Here is a 22,600-nt window from a genome sequence, read left to right on the forward strand (position 1 = left end):
GCCTGGGACCACGACGCCGCCGGAGGGGACTGGCCGGTGATGCACCCGGTGTCCGACCTGCCCGTGCGCTCGCCGGGGCGGGGCTACTCGGTGCCCATGCGGGTCCACGACGACCGGCCCTCCTACCGGTCGCCGCAGTGGCCGCCGTACCGCGCGGCGCGGGTCGGGAGTGACCCCGCGCCCGAGCACTGGGACCGCCGCGAGGACCGCGTGGAGCACGGCCACGGGATTCACGTGACGCACAGGAACGACGCCGCCTCGGGACCGAAGATGTCACCAAACGGCTGGCACTGATGATCAGCGACGGGGTAGGCATGCTCGCATGACGACTTCCCGTACGGCGCCGTCCGAGGTGGTCCCCGGGCGGCGCCGCAGGTGGCGATACCTGGCCGGGCTCCTGGTCCTGGCGGTCCTGCTCGTGGTGGGCGGCCGGCTGGCCTGGACGTGGCTCAACCCGCTCGGCGAACAGACCATCGACCGCAGCCAGCCGGTGCTGCTGGAGTCCATCAAGGACCTGAGCCGCTTCGAGGCGGCGACGGGGAACTTCCAGGTCGTGGTCGACCTGGAGAAGGACGCCAACTTCCTGCCCGACGCGATCAAGGGCAGCCGCACGCTGTTCGTCGGGGCGGGCGGGGTGGACGCGTACATCGACTTCTCGGGCATGGCGGCGAACGGCGTGACGGTGTCGGAGGACCGTAGGGAGGCGACGATCCGCGTACCGCGCGCCCAGCTGGAGAAGCCCAACCTGGACAACAGCCGTTCGTACGTGTTCGCCCAGGAGCGGGGGCTGTTCGACCGGGTGCAGGACTTCCTGTCGGGCTCGCCGGGCGACCAGCGGGAGCTCTACCTCCTGGCGGAGAAGAAGATCCTGGAGGCGGCCGTGGCGAGCGATCTGCGGGCCAGGGCCGACGCCAACACCAAGACGATGTTGTCGGGCATGCTCAAGTCGCTCGGCTTCACCAAGGTCACCGTGAAGTTCACCGACGAGCCGTGAATCCGCTGGTCAGGCGGACCTTAGGTAGCCCCCGCACCTTCCTAGGCACCTCCTTATCCCGCCTTATGCCGGGAGATAGGGCATACGCCCGATGTGCCGGAGGGGGCCTTAGCCGGAGTCTTGAGAGTGCAGGGAAACGCACTCCAAGGGAGCCACTCGGATGAACGCCGAACTCGAATACTCGGTCATGCAGTACCACGCCTCCGAACTGCGGCGGGCCGCCGCGGAGCACCGGCGGGCGAACGAGGCACGTGAGGGCCGCGCCGCCGAGCGCCGCCACCGGTCGCTGTTCGCCCGGTTCCTCGCCTCATGACCGCCCACGAACAGCCCGGCCGCACCCTCCCTCGCGGCCGGGCTGAAATGCCCCCTTAGGGGGCAGCGCGCGAGGCCCGGAATCCTGGCCGGGCCCCGGGCGCGGTGTGGCGACGCCCCGGTCCATTCCTGGTCGGACCGGGGCTTCGCCCTGTCCGGCCCCGCCTCATGAGCCGGGGCGTAGGAGCGGGACCGTGAGGTAGGCAAGGGCGGCCGCGAGGAACGCGGCCGGTCCGGAACCGCCCGCCACGATCACCCCCATCACGACGGCCTGTGCCGGCCCCACGACGCGCCCTGTGCGGGAACCACCGGGGACGTTCCTTCTGCGGCGCGACGAGCACCTGCCGGAGCGCCCGCTCAGCACGGCGGCGCCCGCGAGCGCGATGCCCGCAGCCAGGCCGCCGCCGCGCGGTCGAGCCCATCACGACGGCCGGACATCCGATCGCGAACGCCGTGCTCGCCGCCGTCAGCCGCACCAGCCTGGCAGGGGCCGCTCGTGCGCGGCCCGCAGCGCATGGCCTCGGGGCAGGGCCCTCCGGACGGTGATGACGTCAGGAAGCGGTCGGACGGCCGCCTCAGGCTACGCAGCCGACAGACCGCTGCGAGGTCAGGGCTTCGGAACGGTGATGAGCAGGGCGTCGCCCTGGCCGCCGCCGCCGCACAGCCCCGCGGCGCCCAGCCCGCCGCCCCTGCGCCTCAGCTCGTACGCGAGCGTCAGCACGATGCGCGCCCCCGACGCCCCGATCGGGTGCCCGAGCGCGATGCCGCCGCCGTTGACGTTGATCTTGTCCAGCGGGACGCCGAGCTCCTTGGCCGACTGCAGCACCACGCTGGCGAACGCCTCGTTGATCTCCACCAGGGCGAGGTCGGCGGCCGTGACGCCCTGCTTGGCCATGGCCTGCTTGATGGCGTTGGCCGGCTGCGACTGCAGTGAGGCGTCGGGGCCGGCGACGTTGCCGTGCCGGCCGATCTCGGCCAGCCACTCCAGGCCCAGCTCCTCGGCCTTGGTCTTCGACATGACGACCACGGCGCAGGCGCCGTCGGAGATCTGCGAGGCCGAGCCGGCCGTGATGGTGCCGTCGGCGGCGAAGGCGGGGCGGAGCTTGGCCAGGGTCTCCGCGGTGGTGTCGCCGCGTACGCCCTCGTCCTCCTTGACGACCAGGGGCTCGCCGCGGCGCTGCGGGATCTCGACCGGGACGATCTCGTCCTCGAAGACGCCGTTCTTGATGGCGGCGGCGGCGAGCTGGTGGGAGCGCGCCGACAGGGCGTCCTGATCCTCGCGGCCGATGCCGAGGCGGGCGTTGTAGCGCTCGGTCGACTCGCCCATCGCGCACTGGTCGAACGCGCAGAACAGGCCGTCGTGGGCCATCGAGTCGACCACCTGCGAGCCGCCGTACTTGACGCCCTTGCGCAGGCCGGGCAGCAGGTGGGGGGCGTTGGTCATCGACTCCATGCCGCCGGCCACCACGATGTCGAACTCGCCGGCCCTGATCAGCTGGTCGGCCAGGGCGATGGCGTCGAGACCCGACAGGCACACCTTGTTGATCGTGATGGAGGGGACGGTCATCGGGATGCCGGCCTTGACCGCGGCCTGGCGGGACGGGATCTGACCCGCGCCGGCCTGGAGGACCTGGCCCATGATGACGTACTCGACGGCCTCCGGCGCGACCCGCGCCCGCTCCAGAGCGGCCTTGATCGCGATGCCGCCGAGGTCGACGGCCTGCAGGCCGGACAGTGCGCCGAGGAGCTTGCCGATCGGGGTGCGAGCTCCGGCCACGATGACGGAACTGGACATGACAACGGCCTCCTGTGCTCACGCGTCGGGTCTTTGACACCATACCCACGGGTAGGACGTCGCTCCCAGGGAGGTAGGCCACACATGTTCATGCGGATCGACCACATCGGAATCGCCTGTCACGACCTGGAGGAGAAGATCGAGCTGTTCTCCCGGACGTTCGAGCTGACGGTCGTCGCACGGGAGGTGAACGAGGAACAGGGCGTCAAGGAGGCCATGCTGCACATCGCCGACGGCGAAGGCGGGGGCTCCTACATTCAGCTTCTCGAGCCCCTCTCGGAAGAGTCACCTGTGGGAAAATTTCTCGCCAGGCGGGGCGAGGGTGTGCATCACGTGGCATTCGGTGTCCCGGATGTCGCCGACGCGATGCATAAGATCAAGGAGAAGGGCGTGAGACTGCTGGACGAACGTCCCCGGCATGGGTCGATGGGCTCAGAAATCGCATTCCTGCATCCCAAAGATGTGGGTGGAATGCTGACGGAGTTGGTCCAAGCGGTCACGCCCGTACAAAACGTAAAAAAGGTTCATATGTAACTAGTCACGCAGAAAGTCGGACGGGGCTTCGCAGGTGGCACCGGCGGAGTACGCTTGGCCTTCCACCGGACATGGAGCTCGCTGCCCGGAGCGGGCTCCAGGCTCGGGTGCCCCGAACCCCCCGTCCGGCCCGTGTAGCCGTCTCGACAACCCAGGATCGAGCCTCCATGCAGTCCGACATCGACGCCCAGCTCAACAACTTCTTCGAGGACGCCCCAGCGCGCGAGTTCGACGTGGTGCTCCGTGGTTACGACCGGCACCAGGTTCACGATCATCTCAAGCAGCTCGACGGTGATCTACGTCAGGCGCGCGAGCAGGTTGTCAGCCTCCAGCGCGATTTGGCCGACTCCCAGCGGCAGTTGCAGGAGCAGGAACGTCCCACCTACTCGGGTCTCGGGGCCCGTATCGAGCAATTGCTCCGCCTGGCCGAGGAGCAGGCCACGGAGCTGGTCCAGGCGGCCAGGTCCGAGGCCAACGAGATCAAGGCCGCGGCCAAGGTCGAGGCCGCCGACCTGCGCGCCGCCGCGGAGGCCGAGGCCGCTGACAAGCGCGCCCAGGCCACCCGCGAGAGCGAGGAGATGCGCACGACCGCCGAGCGGGAGGCCGAGGACATCCGCTCGACCGCGCGCCGCGAGGCCGACGAGCTCACCCAGACCACCGAGCGCGAGGCCGCCAAGCTGCGCGCCACCGCCGACCACGAGGTCGCCGAGAAGCGCGCCGACGCCGAGCGTGAGATCGCCAAGCTGCGCACGACGACCGAGCGCGAGGTGGCGCAGCTGCGCGCCTCCACCAAGCGCGAGCGCGACGAGGTGCTGACGGCCGCCAAGCGGCAGGCCGACGAGATGCGCGCCCAGGCCCAGCGGGTGCTGGAGGAGTCCGAGGCCAAGCGAGCCCAGGACGAGGCCGAGTTCGAGATCCAGCTCGCCGCCCGCCGCGAGGAGGCCGAGCGCCAGGAGGCCGAGCGCCACGCCACCGCGCAGGCCGCCACGCAGAAGCTGGTCGCCGAGGCCGAGCAGCGCGCCGCCACCGCCGAGTCGCGGGCCACGAAGGCCACGCAGCAGGCCGACCAGACCCGGCGTGAGGCCGACCTGCACGCCAAGCAGCTCGTCGCGAACGCCCGCAAGAACGCCGAGACCATCGTGGCCGAGGCCAAGACGAGCGCCGACACGATCGTCACCGAGGCGAAGACCGAGGCCGAGCGCACCCGTACGGCGATGCAGCGTCAGGTCGACGAGCTGACCCGGCAGCGCGACAGCATCACCAGCCACCTGGCCCAGCTGCGCCAGCTGCTCGGCGGCGCCGCCCTGCCGGGCCTCGACCCGGAGCCCGCGGTCACCGCGGCCCCGCCCAAGCCCGCGCTCGCCGCGGGGGAGCCCGTCGCCGCGGTCGCGGCTCCGGTGCCGGCCCCGGTCACCACGCCGGCGCCGAAGGTGGAGGGCAAGGGCGACGACGACGCTGAATGGTGGCAGGAGTAGGGGGCTCGCACACCGCGTACACGGGGGCTGAATGACGGCGGAGAGAGCCTGGCGATCGCAGGGTCGCTAGGCTCTCTCTTTGTCGTCGGACGGGTACGCAGGGATACGCGTCCGTCATGCTTGGTCACCGATCCCCCGGGAGCACCCACTTGACCGCAGAAGCCAAGCCCGCAGCCGGGCGGGAGAAGGCCGAGGAGACCGCCGAGAAACGCGACGAGCAGCCGTACGGGCTGCCGGGCAAGCCGCTCGCCCGGGGCCCGTTCCTGTTCGGGCTGGTCGGCGGGCTGGGCGTGCTGACGGCGATCGCGCTCGCGCAGATGGTCGTGCAATCGATGAGCACGATCATCCTGGTCGTCGTGGCGATGTTCCTGGCGGTCGGGCTGAATCCCGCGGTCGAGGCGCTGCAGCGCCGCGGGCTGGCCAGGCGGGCCGCGATCTCGATCGTGTTCGCCGGGGTGATCGTGGCGTTCGCGCTGTTCGGCCTGGCCGTGGTGCCACCGGTCAGCCAGCAGTTGACGGAGTTCGTCGACGCCGTCCCTGGCTACCTCACCGAGCTGAGCAACCATCCGACGCTGCGCCGGCTCGACGCCGACTACCAGATCCTCACGCAGATGCGGACGTTCGTGACGAACACCCTGGGGCCGTCACTGGCGACCGGGATCATGGGCGCCGGGCTGGTGGTGCTCAACGGCGTGTTCACCACGGTCACGCTGCTGGTGCTGATGTTGTACTTCCTCGGCTCCCTGCACACGATCAAGGACTACCTGCTCAAGCTCGTCCCGGCCTCGCGCCGGCCGCGCACGCGCGCGATCGCCGAGCAGGTCCTCACCGGCATCGGCGGCTACGTCGCGGGCAACGTGCTGATCTCGGTGATCGCGGGCGTGCTGACGTGGATCTTCCTGTCGATCGCCGGCGTCCAGTACGCGCTCGCGCTGGCCCTGGTCGTGGCCCTGACCGACCTGATCCCGCTGGTGGGCGCGACGATCGGGGCGGTGCTGGTGACCGGCGTGGCGCTGCTGCAGTCGGTGCCGGCCGGCATCGCGTGCGCGATCTTCTTCGTCGTCTACCAGCAGGTCGAGAACTACGTCATCTATCCCCGGGTGATGAAGCACTCGGTCGACGTGACGCCCGCCGTGACGGTGATCGCGGCGTTGTTCGGCGGCGCGCTGCTGGGCATCGTCGGCGCGCTGCTGGCGATCCCGGTGGCGGCCGCGATCGCGCTGATCATCCGCGAGATCGTGTTCCCCCGGCAGGAGCACGCCTAGCGCGCCGCGCCCAGCTCCGTACGGAGGAAGTCCGCGACCGCGGCGTTGAACGCCTCGGGCTGCTCGACGGCGCTGAGATGCCCGGCCTTGGGGATGATCTCCAGCTTGCCGTCGGGCACCGCTCGCGCCATGGCCTCGGCGTCGGAGACCGGCGACAACTCGTCCTCCTCGCCCACCACGACGAGCAGCGGCACCTTGAGCGCTCCCAGCGTCTCGAACGAGTCGGGCCGCGCGGCCATCGCCCGCTGCGCCCAGGCGACGGCGCCCGGCGGTGCGGACTGCACGAGCCCCTTGACCCGGCCGAACACCATGGCTCGCCGCTCCTTGGTCGTCGGCCCGATGAGGGCGGGAAGCACCTCCTCGACCAGGACGTCGCTGCCGTCGGACAGCACGGCCTGCGCGATGCGTTCCCTGTTGGCCTTGGCCGGGGACGGATCGGGGGCCGCCTTGGTGTCGGCGAGGATCACGCCGAGCACACGGTCGGGGTGCCGGCGGCAGAACGCCATGGCGACATAGCCGCCCATCGACAGCCCGCCGACCACCGCCTTGTCGATGCCCTCCGCGTCGAGCAGCTCGGCGACGTCGTCGGCCATCGATTCGATGGACGGCTCGTCGTCACCCAGCCGCGAGCCGCCGAATCCGCGCAGGTCAGGTGTGATGACCCGGCAGACGTTGGCCAGCCCCTCCCGCTGCGCCAGCCACATGGCCGACGACAGTGGGAACGCGTGAAGCAGCACAACCGGGATCCCGGTCCCGGCAGATCTCGTGTAGAGCTGCACGGTCCACACGGTAACCCGGTTCACGCCGACAATCACTCCATGACCGAGGCCGGTTATCCCGAGCCGCTCCCGCAAAAGCGATATTTCATGCTTTTCCGCTATAAATCCGGCATTGCGTGGTGCGAGATTACCGCGCACAATCCAGGGACACCGACCGTGCATCCGAGGTGACCCCATGTCAGGATCCCGGCCCGCGCTCCCCGACGCCACCAACGGCGCCTTCCTCCTCCAGGCGCTCCAGGAGGCCAACGCCCGCCGGGCCGCACACCACGTGCCGCCCCTGGCCATGGACCCCCTGCTGGTCGAGTACGCCAGGGCGAGGGCCGCCGCCCGCTCCGAGCACGAGGGCCTGCCGGCCCGGCATGACGGCCCGCGGGCGGGCACGGCCGAGAGCCTGTTCTGGAGCGAGGGCGAGCCGATGAGGGACGCCGCCGACGCGGTGGCCTCCTGGGACGCTGAACCCGGTGCTCTCGACCGGCTGGTCGCCGCGGTCAGCACCCGCATGGGCGCCGCCCGCGCGGCGGGTCAGGGCTCGCGGGCGTACGAGACGTACGTGGTCTTCGTGTTCGAGCCGCTGTGACCGGGCGGGTCAGACCTCCGTCGGGAGCGGCCACGCCGCCGGGTTGACCCGCTTGACGATCTCGTCGAGGACGATGCGGACGTACGGCTCCCCCACCCACAGGTGTTTGGCGCCCTCCACCCCGATGACCTCGGCGTGCGGCACCCGCGCGAACCGCTTGCGCGCCTCGTCGGGCCGCAGGTAGTCGTCGAACTCGGGCACCAGCGCCACCAGCGGGCGCCCGAACCGCGACCAGGCGTCGAGATCGTCGTCGGTGGCCCTGTGGAGCGGCGGCGACAGCAGGATCGCGCCCTCCACCAGCGGGTCGTGCGCCCACTTCAGCGTCAGCTCGGTGCCGAACGACCAGCCGACCACCCACACGTGCGGCAGGTCGTGGAACTCGGCGTACTCCAGCGCCGCCGCCACGTCGAACCGCTCGCCCTCGCCCCCGTCGAACGCCCCCTGCGACGTGCCGCGATCGGAGGACGTGCCGCGGGTGTTGAAGCGCAGCACGGCGAGGTCGGCGAGAGCCGGCAGCCGGTTGGCGGCCTTCTTGTAGACGTGGCTGTCCATGAACCCGCCGTGGGTGGGCAGCGGGTGCAGGGTGACCAGCGTCGCGACCGGGGGACGGTCGAGGGGCTGGGCCAGCTCGCCGACCAGCGTCAGGCCGTCGGCGGTGTGCAGCTCGATCGGCTCACGACGGGCGGGCAGCACGGTCGCCGCGCGAATCTCCACCATGGATCCCTTCAGTAACGGCTGCGGCCGGGGCCGCGATCAAGTCTCTTACGCCAGCAGGCGGTGTGCCAGTGGCGGCGTTCCTCGTCACCGCCCGGCCAGTTGGGCCAGGCCACGAGGTGGGGCTGCCCGGCGCGGATCTCATGGTCGCAGCCGGGGCACCGGTAGGTCTTGGTCGAGGAGGCGCCGGTGAGCGTCCGGACCTTCCACTCGCCGTCGGGCCACTCCTCCACCTTGTCGATGCCCGTGGGGAAGCCGAAGGGACGGGAGGACTCTCTCCGGCGGGCGCGGCGTGGGCTCATCGGCGGGGGAACTCCGCGGCGCCGGAGGTGACGAGCTGGTCGAGCAGGGGCGCGGGCGCGAAGGCGGGGTCGCGGTATTCGGCGTAGAGGGCGCGCAGGCCGTCGCGTGCCCGGGCCAGCCCGATGGACTCCAGCATCTCGAACGGCCCGGCCGGGTAGCCGCAGCCCAGGCGCATGGCCGCGTCGATGTCGTCGGCCGAGGCGTAGCCCGCGTCGTGCATGCGTACGGCGTCGTTGAGGTAGGGCAGCAGCAGGGCGTCCACGACGAAGCCGGCGCGGTCCTTGCACGGCACCGGCGCCCGGCCGGCCACCTTCATCAGGTCGATGGCCGCCCCCGCCGCCGTGTCGGAGGTCAGCGCGGTGCGGGCGAGCTCGGCCACCTCTTCGCCGACGAGGTGCACGCCGACCATCCTGGACGGGTCGGACAGGCGTACGGCGTGCTCCACCACCGGCCGGTCGGAGAACCTGAGCACCACGTCGGGGTCGTCGCCGGCCCGCGTGAACCCCGCGGCGCCCAGCCGCTCGGCCAGCTCGTCGGCGCCCGGCCCGGCCACGTCGAACGTGATCACGCCCGACCGCCCGGGCCCCTGCGGGCGCGCCTGCTCCGCGCCGTAGAAGCCACGCCCGCTCTTGCGGCCCAGCCGGCCGGCGGTGACCAGCTCGCGCAGCAGCGGCGCGGGCGCGTGCCGGCGGTCGCGCGTCTCGTCGAACAGCACCTCCATGACCTCGTACGCGGTGTCGAGCCCGATGAGGTCGAGCAGCGCGAACGGGCCCATCGGCAGCCCGGCGCCGCGCGTCATCGCGACGTCGATGTCGTCGCGCCCGGCGATGCCCTGCTCCACGAGCAGGGCGGCGTGGTTGAGACAGGGCAGCAGCAGCCGGTTGACCACGAACCCGGCGCGGTCGCCCACCGTCACGGGTGTCTTCCCGAGCCGCGTCGCCAATGCCGTGATTTCCGCCACGACGTCGGTGTCGGACATCACCGTCCGCACGACCTCGACCAGCCGCATGACCGGCGCCGGGTTGAAGAAGTGCATCCCGACCACCCGCCCCGGACGCCCGGTCGCGGCCGCGAGGGCCGTCACCGGCAACGACGAGGTGTTGGTCGCCAGCACCGTCTCGGGTTTGCAGACGCCGTCGAGATCGCGGAACAGGGAGATCTTGTAGTCGAGGATCTCGGGGATCGCCTCGACGACCAGGTCGGCCTCGCGCAGGTCGTCGCGCGAGGTGGTCAGCGTCACACGGCCGAGGATCTCCTCACGCCGCTCGGCGGACAGCCTCCCCTTGTCGACGGCACGGGCGGTGGAGCGCTCGAGGAGGCCGCGCCCCCTGGCCAGCGCCTCGGCGTCGGCCTCGACGCCGATCACCCGCAGGCCGGCTCGCGCGAACACCTCCGCTATCCCCGCTCCCATCGTGCCGAGCCCGACGACTCCCACCCGTTCGAACGCCATGCCTCCAGTTTTCCAGAGCCGCTAAGGTGGACGGTCATGCGGCTGGTCATCGCGCGATGCAGCGTGGATTACATCGGACGGCTCACGGCACACCTGCCGATGGCGCCGAGACTCGTGCTCATCAAGGCCGACGGCAGCGTGAGCATCCACGCCGACGACCGTGCCTTCAAACCGCTCAACTGGATGAACCCGCCGTGCAAGCTCAAGGAAGACGGCGAGACCTGGACGGTCACCCACGGCAAGACCGGCGAGAAGCTGGTTCTGACCATGGCGGAGATCCTCCACGACTCCAGCCACGAGCTCGGCGTCGACCCCGGCCTGATCAAGGACGGCGTGGAGGCTCACCTGCAGGAGCTGCTCGCCGAGCACATCGCGACCCTGGGCGAGGGTTACTCCCTGATCCGGCGCGAGTACATGACGGCCATCGGCCCGGTCGACATCCTGTGCAGGGACGCCGTGGGCGCGACGGTGGCGGTGGAGATCAAGCGACGTGGCGAGATCGACGGGGTGGAGCAGCTGACCCGCTATCTGGAGCTGCTCAACCGCGACCCGCTGCTCTTTCCCGTGCGGGGGGTGTTCGCGGCCCAGGAGATCAAACCTCAGGCCCGCGTGCTCGCCGCCGACCGCGGCATCACGTGCGTCACCCTCGACTACGACGCCCTGCGCGGCATCGAGCCGGAAAACCCCACCCTCTTCTGATCTCTTACGGCTCAGCCGTGGCCGGCCACCCGCCGCCACGGGCTGCCGGCCCTCCAGGGAAACGCCCGCTGACCCTTCAGTGGTGACCCGCCGCAACGGGGCGCCCCGTGGGCCGGCTCCGTGCTCACCCCCGGCCGCTTGGCAGACGCTCCTTGGGTGCCCTGGTCGCGAAGTGGTAAGCGGTCGATTACCCGTCTATCGTGACCGCATGACGACGCTGACGTTCGAATCGCTCAACCCCGCGACCGGCGACGTGATCGGCAGGCACCCCCAGCACACCGCCGCCGACGTCCGCGAGGCCGTGGGGAGCGCCGGTGAGGCCGCCCGGTGGTGGGCCGCCCTCCCGCCGGCCGAGCGCAGGCGGCGCCTGCTCGACTACAAGGCCGTCCTGACCCGGCACATCAGGGAGCTCGCCCGGCTGATCCACGACGAGACCGGCAAACCGGTGGGCGACGCCACCCTGGAGATGGTGCTGGTCGTCACCCACCTCGACTGGGCGGCGCGCAACGCCCAGAAGGTGCTCGGCCGCCGCCGGGTCAACCCGGGCATGATCGGCCTCAACCTGGCCGCCACCCTCGAATACCTGCCGCTCGGCGTCGTCGCCGTCATCGGCCCGTGGAACTACCCGGCCTTCACCCCCATGGGCTCCATCTCCTACGCGCTGGCCGCCGGCAACGCGGTCGTCTTCAAGCCGAGCGAGCTCACCCCCGGCGTCGGCGTACGGCTGGCGGAGCTGTTCGCCGAGTCCGTCCCCGAGCACCCGGTGTTCCAGACGGTCACGGGCCTGGGCGAGACGGGCGCGGCGCTGGCGGCCGACCCGAGGGTGAAGAAGGTCGCCTTCACCGGCTCGGCCGCCACGGCCAAGCGCGTCATGGCGGCCTGCGCCGACAACCTCACGCCGCTCGTGGCCGAGTGCGGCGGCAAGGACGCGTTCATCGTCGACGCGGACGCCGACGTGGCGGCGGCGGCCGACGCGTGCCTGTGGGGCGCCCTGTCGAACGCCGGCCAGACGTGCGCGGGCGTCGAGCGGGTCTACGTGGCCGACGCCGTCTACGAGCCGTTCATGCGCGAGCTGTCCGAGCTGGCCGCCAAGGTGAAGGCGGGCGAGGACTACGGCCCGATCACGATGCCCGGCCAGCTCGACGTCATCAAGCGGCACATCGACGACGCCGTCAAGTCGGGCAGGGTCGTGGCGGGCGGCTCCGGCGCGGTGCGGGCGCCGTACGTCGACCCGGTTATCGTCGAGGACGTGCCGGAGGACTCCCCCGCGGTGCGCGAGGAGACGTTCGGCCCGACCATCACCGTGCGCCGCGTCCGCGACGCACAGGAGGCGCTCGGCCTCGCCAACGCCTCGGCGTACGCGCTGGGCGGCACGATCTTCAGCCGCGACGCCCGCCGCGCCGCCGAGCTCGCGCGCAGGTTGCGCAGCGGGATGACCGCGATCAACTCGATCATCTCGTTCGCCGGAGTGCCGGCTCTGCCGTTCGGCGGCGAGGGCGAGTCGGGGTTCGGCCGGATCCACGGCGCCGACGGGCTGCGCGAGTTCGCCAGGGCCAAGGCCGTCACCCGGCAGCGCTTCCCCATGCCCGGGATGAACATCACGTCGTTCAGAAGAGGCCCCGCCGATCTTGAGCGGCTGGTCAGACTTGTGACGTTCTTGCACGGAAGACGAAAAAGGTAATCTTCTTACCCTTTCCAGAAAACGGATCATCAGTCCATAATTGTGTGCTCTGGGGGCCACGATCATGCTGGACGGGTGAATGTGAACCGGTCTTACCGGGGAATGACGGCTGAACAAAGGCTGGCGGACCGGCGCGAGCGGCTGATGACGGCCGCGTACACGCTATACGCCAAGCCGGGATTCATGTCGACGACGATCGAAAGGCTGTGCTCGGAGGCCAGGATCTCCAACCGCGCCTTCTACGAATGTTTCGGCGGGCGCGAGGAGCTCTTGCAGGCGTTGCACGAGCGCTGCGTGGAGGAAAGCCTCGCCGTCGTGGCCAAAGCGTTACAGGAGGCGCCGAGCACGCTTGGCGGCAGAGTCAAGGCGGGGATTCGCGCGTACATCGAATTCGCCACGGCCGACTGGCGGCGGGCCCGCATCATGCACGTCGAGGTCCGCAGGTCCGGGGACGTCCTGACACTCTCGCGCCAGCGCGCGGTGGAGGCGTTCGCCCGGCTCATCCAGGACGCCGCCGAGGATTTCCCGAAGGCGCCCGCGTTGAATCGGCGGCTGCTTGCACTCGGTGTCATTGGCGCGTTACAAGAGTTGCTCATCGAATGGCTGCTCTCGGACGACCAGCCGGACATCGAGGAACTCGTCGCGGTGGCGGTGCACATCTTCACCCGCAGCCTCGACCCCGGTTGATCGCGATATCAATCGCATTCCACGGGATTAGCCGATCGGCCGGCCGAAATCTTGGATTGTCCAAGTGTCGAAAAGAGCGGGCGACGGCTGATCGTCACCCGCTCCGATATCTCAGTTCAGGCCACCGCGGCCTCGGGAACCTCGACGTTCAGGACCCGATTCAGCCGGGTCACCGCGAGCACCCGCATGATCCGCGGTGGCACCCCCCGGAGAACGAGGCGGCGTTGCACGCTCATCGCGCGCCGATGCGAGCCCACGAGAACTCCGAGACCGGTGGCGTCGATCATCTCCAGCTTGGACAGATCGAGGATCAGATCGCCGTCGCCGGAGTCGAGAGCTTTGTGCACCCTCTCGCGCACCCCGGCCGATGTCCCGGCGTCGAGCCGGGCTCCGATCCGCACCACCTGGGCCCTCGGATTGCCCCGGACTCGCATGCCACCTCCTCAGTCACGCACACCCCGTGCGTCGTCAAATCTCGGCGCAGAACGCCTGAGGGGCGTAGCCCCGTAGTCCTCCCCTACCCAGCCAGCGGCAATGACACGACTGCGGTCAGCAGGAACTCTCCATCGCTTGCCGGCTGGGCCGTCACCCTGCCGCCCACGGCGTCGAGCCGCTCACGCATGCCGGCCAGGCCGCTGCCCAGATCGAGGGCCGTACGCCGGACCACACCGTCGTTGCGGACGGACAGCTCGGCCTCGTGCTCGGTGAACCTGATCGTGATGTCGCAGTAGGTGGCGGTGCTGTGCTTGAGCACGTTGGTCACCGCCTCGCGGACCGCGTACGCGAACACCGGGGCCACCCCGTCGGGCAGCTCACGGTAGGGAAGGCGCACCTCGCAGCGGACCCCGGCCGCCTCGAGCACTCCCTTTACGCTATTCAGCTCGGCTGCCAAGTCAAGCTCGCGGTACCCGCGGATGGCCTCCCGCAGCTCCCTGAGCGCCTTCCTGGTCAGCGCGTTGACCTCGGCCATCTCGGCCTTCGCCCTGCCCGCGTCCACGTCCGACAGGCGCGTGGCCAGCTCGGTCTTGACCGCGATGGCCGACAGCTGGTGCCCTACGAGGTCGTGCAGGTCGCGGGCGAACCGCAGCCGCTCCTCGGCCACCGCCAGCCTGGTGTGCGCCTCCCGGCCGGCGTGTGCCTCCTCGGCGAGCCACCAGATCCACACCCACAACCGGGTGGTGGGCGGCATCAGCGCGCACCAGAGGGCGTAGATCAGCGTGTAGGTGACAAGCCCTTCCCCCACACCCATGTCGGCGTCCATGCCGCTCCTCCCCGTCGCCAGGGAGAGCATGGCGAGCCCGATGGCGACCACGCCGGTGCCGGCCGAGATCAGGACTGCGATGCGCTTGGGGACGTGCAGCGTGGCGATCGAGAGCCAGGCCACGAGGGCGTAGCCCCAGCCCGTCGGCTCGGCCCCGCCCACCCCGGCCGCCACGACGGCGAGGACCGCCGCCAGCACCACCTGCCTGGTGGGGTACCGCCGGTCCATCACCCGGGTGATGAGGCGCAAGCCGACCCAGGTGAGCCCGGCGGCGGCCGCCAGCGCGGGCCCCACGCTCCACCAGGACAGCCTGTCACCGGCGAAGGCGGCGAGGCAGGCGACGGCGATCAGTAGCCACATCAGCGCGAACACGGCGGCCAGCATCATCCAGGTCAGCCGGCGTGCCCGCTTGAGCGATTCCACGGATCTACTTGGCGCGCAGCACGTCGGTGAGCTTGAGCCTGGCCCCCGTCCGCAGCACGGCCCTGGCGTACACCTTGGCGCCGATGGCCAGCACCACGGCCACGGCCAGCAGCATGGCCGCCATGGACACGCCCACCTGCCACAGCGGCACCTCGGTCGCCGCCATCCGCACCGGCATGACCATGGACGAGAACGGCGGCACGAACGACATCACCGTGGCCAGCGTGCCCGTGGGGTCGGTCGTGATGTAGAAGCTCACGAAGTACGTCAGCATGACCGTCATGGTCAGCGGCGTCAGCACGGTGTTCACCTCCTCCTGGCGCGAGACCAGCGAGGCGAGCGCGGCCGACAGCGTGGCGAAGAAGACGTACCCGAGCACGAACCAGACCAGCACGCCGGCGACCAGCCCGGCGATCCCGGGCGGGAAGTCCGCGGCCAGGCCCGACGCGCTCGCCGCGAGCAGACCGGCCGCGAGGATCGCGACCATGTTGATCAGGCCGACCACGCCGAGACCGGCGACCTTGCCGCCGAGCAGCTGCCAGGGCCGCAGCGACGAGAGCAGGATCTCCACGATCCGGCTGCCCTTCTCCTCCACCACGCCCATGGCGACCATCGTGACCTGCCCCATGAGGAGCATGAAGAGTACGAGGACCAGCACCACGGCGATGCCCGTGCGCGCGCCCTCGTACTGCGCGTCGGCGCCGACGGACTGCACCTGCAGCGGCGGGATGTTCACGCCGGCGGCGCCGAGCTTGACCTCGCGGTTGACGCTCTGCATGAGCACGCCGAGCTCGGAGTCGATCTCCCCGTCGGTGAGCACCCTGGTGTTGTCGACGAGCACCGCGTCCACGTCGCCGTCGAGCACGGCCTGCTTGGCCGCCTCCTCGTCGGGGAACGTCCGCCACTCGAACTCCGTGTCCGGCGCGGCCTGCCGCAGCGGCAGCTGCTGGGAGTTGACCGTGCCCAGCGTGTACGAGTCGCCGCCCATGATCATGGGCAGGAAGGAGACCGCGGCCACCAGCAGAACGGTGACCAAAAGGCCGATCACGAACCCCTTGGTCCGCACCTGGGTGACGATCTCCCGCCGCGCGACCAGCATCAGTCCGTTCACGCCACGGCCTCCTTGAAGATCTCGGTGAGGGTCGGCTGCTCGACCCCGAAGTATTCGACGTGGCCCGCCTTCATGGCGCGGCGCAGGACCTCCTGGTCGTCCACGTCGGCGGTCTGCAGGATGTGCCGGTCGCCGCGCACGGTGACCGTGCCGGGCAGGCCGTCCGACCAGCCGGGAGCGGGGTCGCGGACGACGATCCGCAGCGTGTTGCTCTCGACGCCCCGCAGGTCCGCCACCGTGCCGGTGGCCACCATGCGGCCGGCGGAGACGATGCCGACGGAGTCGCACAGCCGCTCGACCAGCTCGAGCTGGTGACTGGAGAAGATGACCGGCACGCCGCCCCTGCACCGCTCCTGCAGCGCCGTGGCGAGGGTGTCGACCGCGATCGGGTCGAGGCCGGAGAACGGCTCGTCCAGGACCAGCACCGCCGGGTCGTGCACGAGCGCCACGGCCAGCTGCACGCGCTGCTGGTTGCCCAGCGAGAGCGCCTGCACGGCGTCGTTCCTGCGCTCGACGAGCCCGAGCCGCTCGATCAGGTCGGTGGCGGACTTCTTCGCCGCCTGCGCGCTCAGGCCCTGCAGCCGGCCGAAGTACTCGATCTGCTCGGTGACCTTCATCTTCTGGTACAGGCCGCGTTCCTCCGGCATGTAGCCGAACCGCCGCCGGTCGTCGTAGCCGAGCGGCCGGCCCTGCCAGCTCACCTCGCCGGAGTCGGCCTGGAGCACGCCCATGACGATGCGCATCGTCGTGGTTTTGCCGGCGCCGTTGGCGCCCACGAACCCGAACATCTCACCCGGCCGTACGGTGAAGCTGATCCCGTCCAGGGCGACCTTGCCCTCTGGGGCGTCGGGTCCGCCCGCGAAACGCTTGCGCAGGTCGCTGATCTCGAGCATCAGGTCCTCTCCTTCGTCATGGGTCAATCATGGCTTTTGCCGCATAGCCCCATGTAGTCGCGGAAATCATGGACCGGATATGGATCCCGCGTCCGATCCTGATGACATTTGTCATTACGCTGAGGCCATGACGCGCCCCGACAAGGACAAGCCGGTCGTTCTCTCACGCATCTACACCCGGGTCGGCGACGACGGCACGACGGCGCTGAGCGACATGAGCCGCACGTCGAAGACCGACCTGCGGCTCGCCGCCTACGCCGACGTGGAGGAGGCCAACGCCCAGCTGGGGCTCGCGCTCGCGTTCGGCACCCTCCCGGCCGAGCTGGCGCAGGTGCTCCGGCTCGTGCAGAACGAACTGTTCGACGTGGGGGCGGATCTGGCCACACCCGTGACGGAGAACCCGGAGTTCCCGCCGCTGCGGGTGGAGCAGTCGTACATCGACCGGCTGGAAGAGTGGTGCGACCGCTTCAACGCCGGCCTCAAGCCGCTGCGGAGCTTCATCCTGCCCGGCGGCGACCCCGCCACGGCCGCGCTGCACGTCGCGCGCGTCACCGTCCGCAGGGCCGAGCGGACGACCTGGGCCGCCCTGCAGGCGCACGACGACATGAACCCGCTGACGGCGAAGTACCTCAACCGGCTGTCCGACCTGCTCTTCATCGCCTGCCGCGTGGCCCACGCCGGCGAGGAGATCCTCTGGAAGCCGGGCGGCACCCGCTGAGGGAGCCGCGTCAGGCGACGTCGAGATAGGCGCTCGGCGGGGCCGACTCCAGCCAGGCCAGGAAGCCGGTCATCGCATCGGGGCTCATGGCGAGGGAGATGCCCCGCGTGCTGCCGTCGCAGTCGACCGCGTAGAGCCCGCCCTCGATCTCACGACGGGGGGATACGACAAGGCCGCGCCTCGCGATGGCGTGGCGCGGCCTCAGTCGGACACCCAGGAGCGGAATCCAGTGGAGCTCCCCGTCGGCATAGCGGGCTACCCCGCTCTGCCATCCCCGGTCGCCCACCCGCAGGCGGCAGGGGACGCTCCCGCGTACGCGGGCGAGCGTCACCCCCCGCAAGACGACGAGGACGGCCAGCGCAACCACGAGAATTACCACCGTCGTCACCACTGCCGCCCCCTGAGTCCGCTTGTATGTATTAAACCTCTTCGCCCGCCGCGCGCAGCCGGGCCCTGGCACGCTTGGCCTCGAGGGCCGCCTCGCCGTCTTCGTGGTTGGCCTCGATCGAGGCCTGAGCCCGGTCGAGAGCGTCACGGGCAGCCGCGACGTCGACCTCGGAACCGAGTTCGGCCACCTCGGCGAGCACGGACACCTCATCGTCGGCCACGGAGATGAAGCCCCCGTGCACCGCGGCCACGAGGTCGCCCTCGCCCTCCCGCTTCACGCGCAGCACGCCGCCCTCGACGAGAACGCCGAGCACAGGTGCGTGTTGCGGCATGATACCGATCTCGCCGTCCACGGTCTTGGCAATCACCATGTCGGCCTCGCCCGACCAGATCTCACGCTCGGGTGAGACAACCCCTACGCGTAGCTTCGCCACTGGTGTAGGTTCCTTTCCGATCAAGTGACGGCGCGGTCGCCCGCGCCGTCACCGTAGGTCCGGGCTCGCAGCCCTTCGACAGGGGCGATCAGCGACGCTCGAGTTCCTTGGCCTTCGCGATGGCCTGGTCGATGCCACCGACCATGAAGAACGCCTGCTCGGGCAGGTGGTCGTACTCACCCGCGCAGAGGCCCTTGAACGAGGCGATGGTCTCGTCGAGCGGAACCGTCTCGCCAGGCTGGCCGGTGAAGGCCTCGGCCGCGTACATCGGGTGCGACAGGAAGCGCTCGATGCGGCGGGCCCGCTGGACGGTGACCTTGTCCTCTTCGGACAGCTCGTCGATACCGAGAATCGCGATGATGTCCTGGAGCTCGCGGTACTTCTGCAGGATCCGCTTGGTCTCCTGGGCCACCCGGTAGTGCTCCTCGCCCACGATCTGCGGGTCGAGGATGCGGGAGGAGGAGTCGAGCGGGTCCACCGCCGGGTAGATGCCCTTCTCCGAGATCGGCCGCGACAGAACGGTCTGCGCGTCGAGGTGCGCGAACGCGTTGTGCGGGGCCGGGTCGGTGATGTCGTCGGCGGGAACGTAGATCGCCTGCATGGAGGTGATCGAGTGACCGCGCGTCGAGGTGATGCGCTCCTGGAGCACACCCATCTCGTCGGCCAGCGTCGGCTGGTAACCCACCGCGGACGGCATACGGCCGAGCAGCGTGGAGACCTCGGAACCGGCCTGCGTGAAGCGGAAGATGTTGTCGATGAAGAGCAGCACGTCCTGCTTCTGCACGTCGCGGAAGTACTCCGCCATCGTCAGCGCCGACAGCGCGACCCGCAGACGGGTGCCCGGCGGCTCGTCCATCTGACCGAAGACGAGCGCGGTGTCCTTGAGGACGTCCGCCTCCTCCATCTCCAGCCAGAGGTCGTTGCCCTCACGGGTGCGCTCGCCCACGCCGGCGAAGCACGAGGTGCCACCGAAGTTGCGGGCGACGCGGCGGATCATCTCCTGGATCAGAACGGTCTTGCCGACGCCTGCGCCGCCGAACAGACCGATCTTCCCACCCTGCACGTACGGGGTGAGCAGGTCGATGACCTTGATGCCGGTGACCAGCAGCTCCGTGCGGGACTCGAGCTGGTCGAAGGCGGGCGACGGGCGGTGGATGCCCCACCGCTCCTCGATCTTGAGGGACGCGGTGGGCACGTCGAGCGTCTCGCCCAGCGCGTTCCACACGTGGCCCTTGACGACGTCGCCGACCGGCACCGAGATCGGGCCGCCGGTGTCGATCACGGCCTGGCCGCGGACCATGCCGTCGGTGGGCTGCATGGAGATGGCCCGGACGAGGTTGTCGCCCAGGTGCTGGGCGACCTCGAGCGTGAGGGTCCTGGTCTCCTCGCCGAGGGTGACCTCGACGTGGAGCGCGTTATAGATGTCGGGCATCGCATCGACGGGGAACTCCGCGTCGACGACGGCGCCGGTGACACGCGCCACGCGGCCAATGCCGGCCGCGGCGGTTTCTACAGTTTCAACAGCCTCTGCAGTCATTTCACTCTTTCCCCGCTGCGGCGTCAGCGAGCGCGTTGGCGCCACCGACGATCTCGCTGATTTCCTGGGTGATCTCCGCCTGGCGAGCCTGGTTCATCTGCTGGGTCAGCACCCGCATCAGCTCGTTGGCGTTGTCGGTCGCCGACTTCATCGCACGCCGCCGCGCGGCCTCCTCGGAGGCCGCGGACTGCAGCAGCGCCGTGAAGATGCGGGACTCCACGTAACGCGGAAGCAGCGACTCCAGCACGTCACCCGCGGTCGGCTCGAACTCGAAGTACGGCGGGATCGTGGTGGACTCCGTCGCCTCGGTCTCCTCGATCTCCAGCGGCAGGACCCGCTTGACCACGACGTTCTGTGTGAGCATCGAGACGAACTCGGTGGAGACGATGTGGATCTCGTCGATGCCGTTGTCGTCCTTGAAGGACTCGATCAGCGTGTTCGCGATCTCCTTGGCGTCACTGTAGGCGGGCTTCCTGGTGAAGCCGACCCAGCTGCCGCCCATCTCCCGGTTGCGGAAGGAGTGCCATGCGACACCCTTGCGCCCCGTGACGAACGGCACCACGCTCAGGCCGCGGCCTTCCAGGTGTCCGCGCAGGGCCTCGGCCTCGCGCAGCACGTTGGCGTTGAAGCCGCCGGCGAACCCGCTGTCACTGGTGACGATGAGGACGCCCGCCTTGGCGGGGTTCTCCTTCGCCACGGTCAGCGGATGGTCGACGCTGGCCGCGTTGCTGACGACGCCCGTGACGGCGCGAGTGATCTCGCGCTCGTACGGGATCGCCGCCTGCATCCGCTGCTGCGCCCGCACGATCCGCGATGAGGCGATGAGCTCCTGGGCGCGCGTGATCTTCGCGGTCGACTTGACCGAGGTGATCCGCCGCCGCAGCAGCCTTAGCTGGGCACCCATGACCTACTTCTCCGCCGCCGGCCGGACGACCTTCTTGATCTTCTCCTGGCCGACCTCGTCGGCGCCGAGCGGCGCCACCGGCTCATCCTTGACCAGCAGCTCACCCGAAGAGGTGGTGAAGCCCTTCTTGAACTCCGTGATGGCGTCCTTGAGAGCGGTCGCCGCGTCGTCGGGCAGCTCCTTGGTCTCGCGGATGCCGTCGAGAATGCCCTTGTTGGAGGACTGCAGGTAGTCGAGGAACTCGGACTCGAAGCGGCGGACGTCCTCGACCGGCACCTCGTCGAGCTCACCGGTGGTGCCGGCCCACACCGACACGACCTGCCTCTCGACCGGGAACGGCGCGTACTGGGGCTGCTTGAGCAGCTCGACCAGGCGCTGGCCGCGGTCGAGCTGAGCCCGCGAGGCCGCGTCCAGGTCGGAGGCGAACGCGGCGAACGCCTCCAGGTCGCGGTACTGCGACAGCGACAGCTTCAGCGTGCCCGCCACCTTGCGCATGGCCTTGACCTGGGCGGAACCACCGACTCGGGAGACCGAGATACCGACGTTGATCGCCGGGCGGACGCCCGCGTTGAACAGGTCGGTCTCAAGGAAGCACTGACCGTCGGTGATGGAGATGACGTTGGTCGGGATGAACGCCGACACGTCGTTGCCCTTGGTCTCGATGATCGGCAGACCGGTCATCGAGCCGGCGCCCATGTCGTCGGAGAGCTTGGCGCAGCGCTCCAGCAGGCGCGAGTGGAGGTAGAACACGTCGCCGGGGAAGGCCTCGCGGCCCGGGGGGCGACGCAGCAGCAGGGACACGGCGCGGTACGCGTCGGCCTGCTTGGTCAGGTCGTCGAAGACGATCAGGACGTGCTTGCCCTGGTACATCCAGTGCTGGCCGATGGCCGAGCCGGTGTAGGGGGCAAGGTACTTGTAGCCGGCCGGGTCGGAGGCGGGGGCGGCGACGATGGTGGTGTACTCCATCGCGCCTGCCTCCTCGAGGCGGGCCTTGACCTGCGCGATCGTCGAGCCCTTCTGGCCGACGGCGACGTAGACGCAGCGCACCCGCTGCTCGGGGTCACCCGAGAGCCAGCCCTCACGCTGGTTGAGGATGGTGTCGACGGCGATCGCCGTCTTGCCGGTGCCGCGGTCGCCGATGATCAGCTGACGCTGGCCGCGGCCGATCGGCGTCATGGCGTCGATCGCCTTGATGCCGGTCTGCAGCGGCTGCTTCACCGGCTGCCGCTGCACGACCGAGGGGGCCTGCAGTTCGAGGGCACGACGGCCCTCGGCCTCGACGGGGCCCTTGCCGTCGAGCGGGTTGCCCAGGGGGTCGACCACACGGCCGAGGAAGTTGTCGCCGACGGGCACGGACAGGACCTCGCCCGTCCGGCGGACCGTCTGGCCCTCCTCGATGCCGCTGAACTCGCCAAGGACCACGACACCGATCTCACGGGTGTCGAGGTTGAGCGCCAGACCGCGCGTGCCGTTCTCGAACTCGAGCAGCTCGTTCGCCATCGCCGAGGGAAGGCCGGAGACATGGGCAATGCCGTCGCCGGCGTCGACGACGGTCCCGATCTCCTCGCGCGCGGCGCCTTCCGGTTCGTACGCCTGGACGAAGCGCTCAAGCGCGTCCCGGATCTCGTCCGGCCGGATCGTAAGCTCCGCCATCTCTACTCTGT

The 22,600-nt window shown here is 70.1% G+C and carries 25 protein-coding genes; 11 read left to right on the forward strand and 14 right to left on the reverse strand.

The window, feature by feature from the left end; translation table 11 throughout:
- From E1286_RS48130 to E1286_RS48135, 3 genes are all read left to right on the forward strand, one after another.
- On the forward strand, positions 1–294 hold a 294-nt coding region (locus tag E1286_RS48130; RefSeq protein WP_165969931.1), incomplete at its 5' end, for a hypothetical protein.
- A gap of 28 nt (positions 295–322) precedes the next feature.
- Positions 323–994, forward strand: a complete 672-nt coding sequence (locus tag E1286_RS26795) for a DUF4230 domain-containing protein (RefSeq protein ID WP_132616668.1) — start codon at positions 323–325, stop codon at positions 992–994.
- A 160-nt stretch (positions 995–1,154) separates the two neighbouring features.
- Positions 1,155–1,307, forward strand: a complete 153-nt coding sequence (locus tag E1286_RS48135) for a hypothetical protein (protein ID WP_165969932.1) — start codon at positions 1,155–1,157, stop codon at positions 1,305–1,307.
- Between the two features lie 606 nt (positions 1,308–1,913).
- Here the strand turns inward: E1286_RS48135 and E1286_RS26800 are convergent.
- Positions 1,914–3,101, reverse strand: a complete 1,188-nt coding sequence (locus tag E1286_RS26800) for an acetyl-CoA C-acetyltransferase (RefSeq protein ID WP_132616670.1) — start codon at positions 3,099–3,101, stop codon at positions 1,914–1,916.
- Between the two features lie 84 nt (positions 3,102–3,185).
- Here E1286_RS26800 and mce point away from each other — a divergent pair, with 84 nt between their 5' ends.
- From mce to E1286_RS26815, 3 genes are all read left to right on the forward strand, one after another.
- On the forward strand, positions 3,186–3,635 hold the full coding sequence (mce, locus tag E1286_RS26805) for a methylmalonyl-CoA epimerase (protein ID WP_132616672.1): 450 nt from the start codon (positions 3,186–3,188) through the stop codon (positions 3,633–3,635).
- Between the two features lie 167 nt (positions 3,636–3,802).
- On the forward strand, positions 3,803–5,110 hold the full coding sequence (locus tag E1286_RS26810; RefSeq protein ID WP_132616674.1) for a DivIVA domain-containing protein: 1,308 nt from the start codon (positions 3,803–3,805) through the stop codon (positions 5,108–5,110).
- Between the two features lie 149 nt (positions 5,111–5,259).
- Positions 5,260–6,375, forward strand: a complete 1,116-nt coding sequence (locus E1286_RS26815; protein ID WP_132616676.1) for an AI-2E family transporter — start codon at positions 5,260–5,262, stop codon at positions 6,373–6,375.
- Here E1286_RS26815 and E1286_RS26820 read toward each other — a convergent pair.
- Positions 6,372–7,178, reverse strand: a complete 807-nt coding sequence (locus E1286_RS26820; RefSeq protein WP_281282750.1) for an alpha/beta fold hydrolase — start codon at positions 7,176–7,178, stop codon at positions 6,372–6,374. The genes E1286_RS26815 and E1286_RS26820 overlap by 4 nt on opposite strands.
- A 151-nt stretch (positions 7,179–7,329) precedes the next feature.
- On the opposite strand from E1286_RS26820, the gene E1286_RS26825 reads away from it, so the two are divergent.
- Entirely contained in the window at positions 7,330–7,734 is a 405-nt protein-coding gene (locus tag E1286_RS26825) for a CAP domain-containing protein (protein WP_132616678.1), read from the forward strand.
- Between the two features lie 9 nt (positions 7,735–7,743).
- Here E1286_RS26825 and E1286_RS26830 read toward each other — a convergent pair whose 3' ends face one another.
- Genes E1286_RS26830 through E1286_RS26840 form a run of 3 tightly spaced genes read right to left on the reverse strand, consistent with a single transcriptional unit; the run spans position 7,744 to position 10,201 of the window.
- Complete coding sequence (locus tag E1286_RS26830; RefSeq protein WP_132616730.1) at positions 7,744–8,448, reverse strand: alpha/beta hydrolase; 705 nt, start codon at positions 8,446–8,448, stop codon at positions 7,744–7,746.
- An 11-nt stretch (positions 8,449–8,459) separates the two neighbouring features.
- On the reverse strand, positions 8,460–8,750 hold the full coding sequence (locus E1286_RS26835; RefSeq protein ID WP_132616680.1) for an ATP/GTP-binding protein: 291 nt from the start codon (positions 8,748–8,750) through the stop codon (positions 8,460–8,462).
- Positions 8,747–10,201, reverse strand: coding sequence for a 3-hydroxyacyl-CoA dehydrogenase family protein (locus tag E1286_RS26840; RefSeq protein ID WP_132616682.1), 1,455 nt, complete (start codon positions 10,199–10,201; stop codon positions 8,747–8,749). The genes E1286_RS26835 and E1286_RS26840 overlap by 4 nt, the downstream gene beginning before the upstream one ends.
- Before the next feature lie 36 nt (positions 10,202–10,237).
- On the opposite strand from E1286_RS26840, the gene nucS reads away from it, so the two are divergent.
- From nucS to E1286_RS26855, 3 genes are all read left to right on the forward strand, one after another.
- On the forward strand, positions 10,238–10,900 hold the full coding sequence (gene nucS, locus E1286_RS26845) for an endonuclease NucS (RefSeq protein WP_132616684.1): 663 nt from the start codon (positions 10,238–10,240) through the stop codon (positions 10,898–10,900).
- A gap of 208 nt (positions 10,901–11,108) precedes the next feature.
- A complete protein-coding gene (locus tag E1286_RS26850; protein WP_132616686.1) occupies positions 11,109–12,581 on the forward strand; it encodes an aldehyde dehydrogenase family protein in 1,473 nt (490 codons plus the stop codon).
- A gap of 75 nt (positions 12,582–12,656) precedes the next feature.
- Positions 12,657–13,268 (forward strand): TetR/AcrR family transcriptional regulator, encoded by a 612-nt coding sequence (locus E1286_RS26855; RefSeq protein WP_246075191.1) that lies wholly within the window; start codon positions 12,657–12,659, stop codon positions 13,266–13,268.
- A 116-nt stretch (positions 13,269–13,384) separates the two neighbouring features.
- On the opposite strand, the gene E1286_RS26860 is transcribed toward E1286_RS26855, so the two are convergent.
- The 4 genes from E1286_RS26860 to E1286_RS26875 all read right to left on the reverse strand — a co-directional run bounded on the left by E1286_RS26860 (position 13,385) and on the right by E1286_RS26875 (position 16,956).
- A complete protein-coding gene (locus tag E1286_RS26860) occupies positions 13,385–13,702 on the reverse strand; it encodes an STAS domain-containing protein (protein WP_132616688.1) in 318 nt (105 codons plus the stop codon).
- Between the two features lie 83 nt (positions 13,703–13,785).
- Positions 13,786–14,952 carry a sensor histidine kinase gene (locus tag E1286_RS26865; RefSeq protein ID WP_132616690.1) on the reverse strand — a complete coding sequence of 389 codons (1,167 nt, stop codon included), beginning with the start codon at positions 14,950–14,952 and terminating at the stop codon, positions 13,786–13,788.
- A 4-nt stretch (positions 14,953–14,956) separates the two neighbouring features.
- A complete protein-coding gene (locus E1286_RS26870; RefSeq protein WP_132616692.1) occupies positions 14,957–16,063 on the reverse strand; it encodes an ABC transporter permease in 1,107 nt (368 codons plus the stop codon).
- The gene (locus tag E1286_RS26875) at positions 16,060–16,956 is read right to left on the reverse strand and encodes an ABC transporter ATP-binding protein (RefSeq protein WP_132616694.1); all 897 of its coding nucleotides are present in this window, start codon (positions 16,954–16,956) and stop codon (positions 16,060–16,062) included. Before E1286_RS26875 ends, E1286_RS26870 begins: the two co-directional genes overlap by 4 nt.
- A gap of 127 nt (positions 16,957–17,083) precedes the next feature.
- Here E1286_RS26875 and E1286_RS26880 point away from each other — a divergent pair, with 127 nt between their 5' ends.
- Positions 17,084–17,674, forward strand: coding sequence for a cob(I)yrinic acid a,c-diamide adenosyltransferase (locus E1286_RS26880; RefSeq protein WP_132616696.1), 591 nt, complete (start codon positions 17,084–17,086; stop codon positions 17,672–17,674).
- Positions 17,675–17,684: 10 nt separating this feature from the next.
- Here the strand turns inward: E1286_RS26880 and E1286_RS26885 are convergent, their stop codons facing one another.
- The 5 genes from E1286_RS26885 to atpA form a co-directional block, all read right to left on the reverse strand.
- Positions 17,685–18,062, reverse strand: coding sequence for a DUF2550 domain-containing protein (locus tag E1286_RS26885; RefSeq protein ID WP_246075193.1), 378 nt, complete (start codon positions 18,060–18,062; stop codon positions 17,685–17,687).
- A gap of 31 nt (positions 18,063–18,093) precedes the next feature.
- Positions 18,094–18,495: a F0F1 ATP synthase subunit epsilon gene (locus E1286_RS26890; protein WP_132616700.1), complete on the reverse strand. Its 402-nt coding sequence runs from the start codon at positions 18,493–18,495 to the stop codon at positions 18,094–18,096.
- An 88-nt stretch (positions 18,496–18,583) separates the two neighbouring features.
- On the reverse strand, positions 18,584–20,032 hold the full coding sequence (gene atpD / locus E1286_RS26895) for a F0F1 ATP synthase subunit beta (RefSeq protein WP_132616702.1): 1,449 nt from the start codon (positions 20,030–20,032) through the stop codon (positions 18,584–18,586).
- 1 nt (position 20,033) lies between these two features.
- On the reverse strand, positions 20,034–20,936 hold the full coding sequence (locus E1286_RS26900; protein WP_132616704.1) for a F0F1 ATP synthase subunit gamma: 903 nt from the start codon (positions 20,934–20,936) through the stop codon (positions 20,034–20,036).
- Positions 20,937–20,939: 3 nt separating this feature from the next.
- Entirely contained in the window at positions 20,940–22,589 is a 1,650-nt protein-coding gene (gene atpA, locus E1286_RS26905) for a F0F1 ATP synthase subunit alpha (protein WP_132616706.1), read from the reverse strand.
- Positions 22,590–22,600 lie beyond the last annotated feature (11 nt).

Source organism: Nonomuraea terrae (assembly GCF_004348995.1).
GTDB lineage: Bacteria > Actinomycetota > Actinomycetes > Streptosporangiales > Streptosporangiaceae > Nonomuraea > Nonomuraea terrae.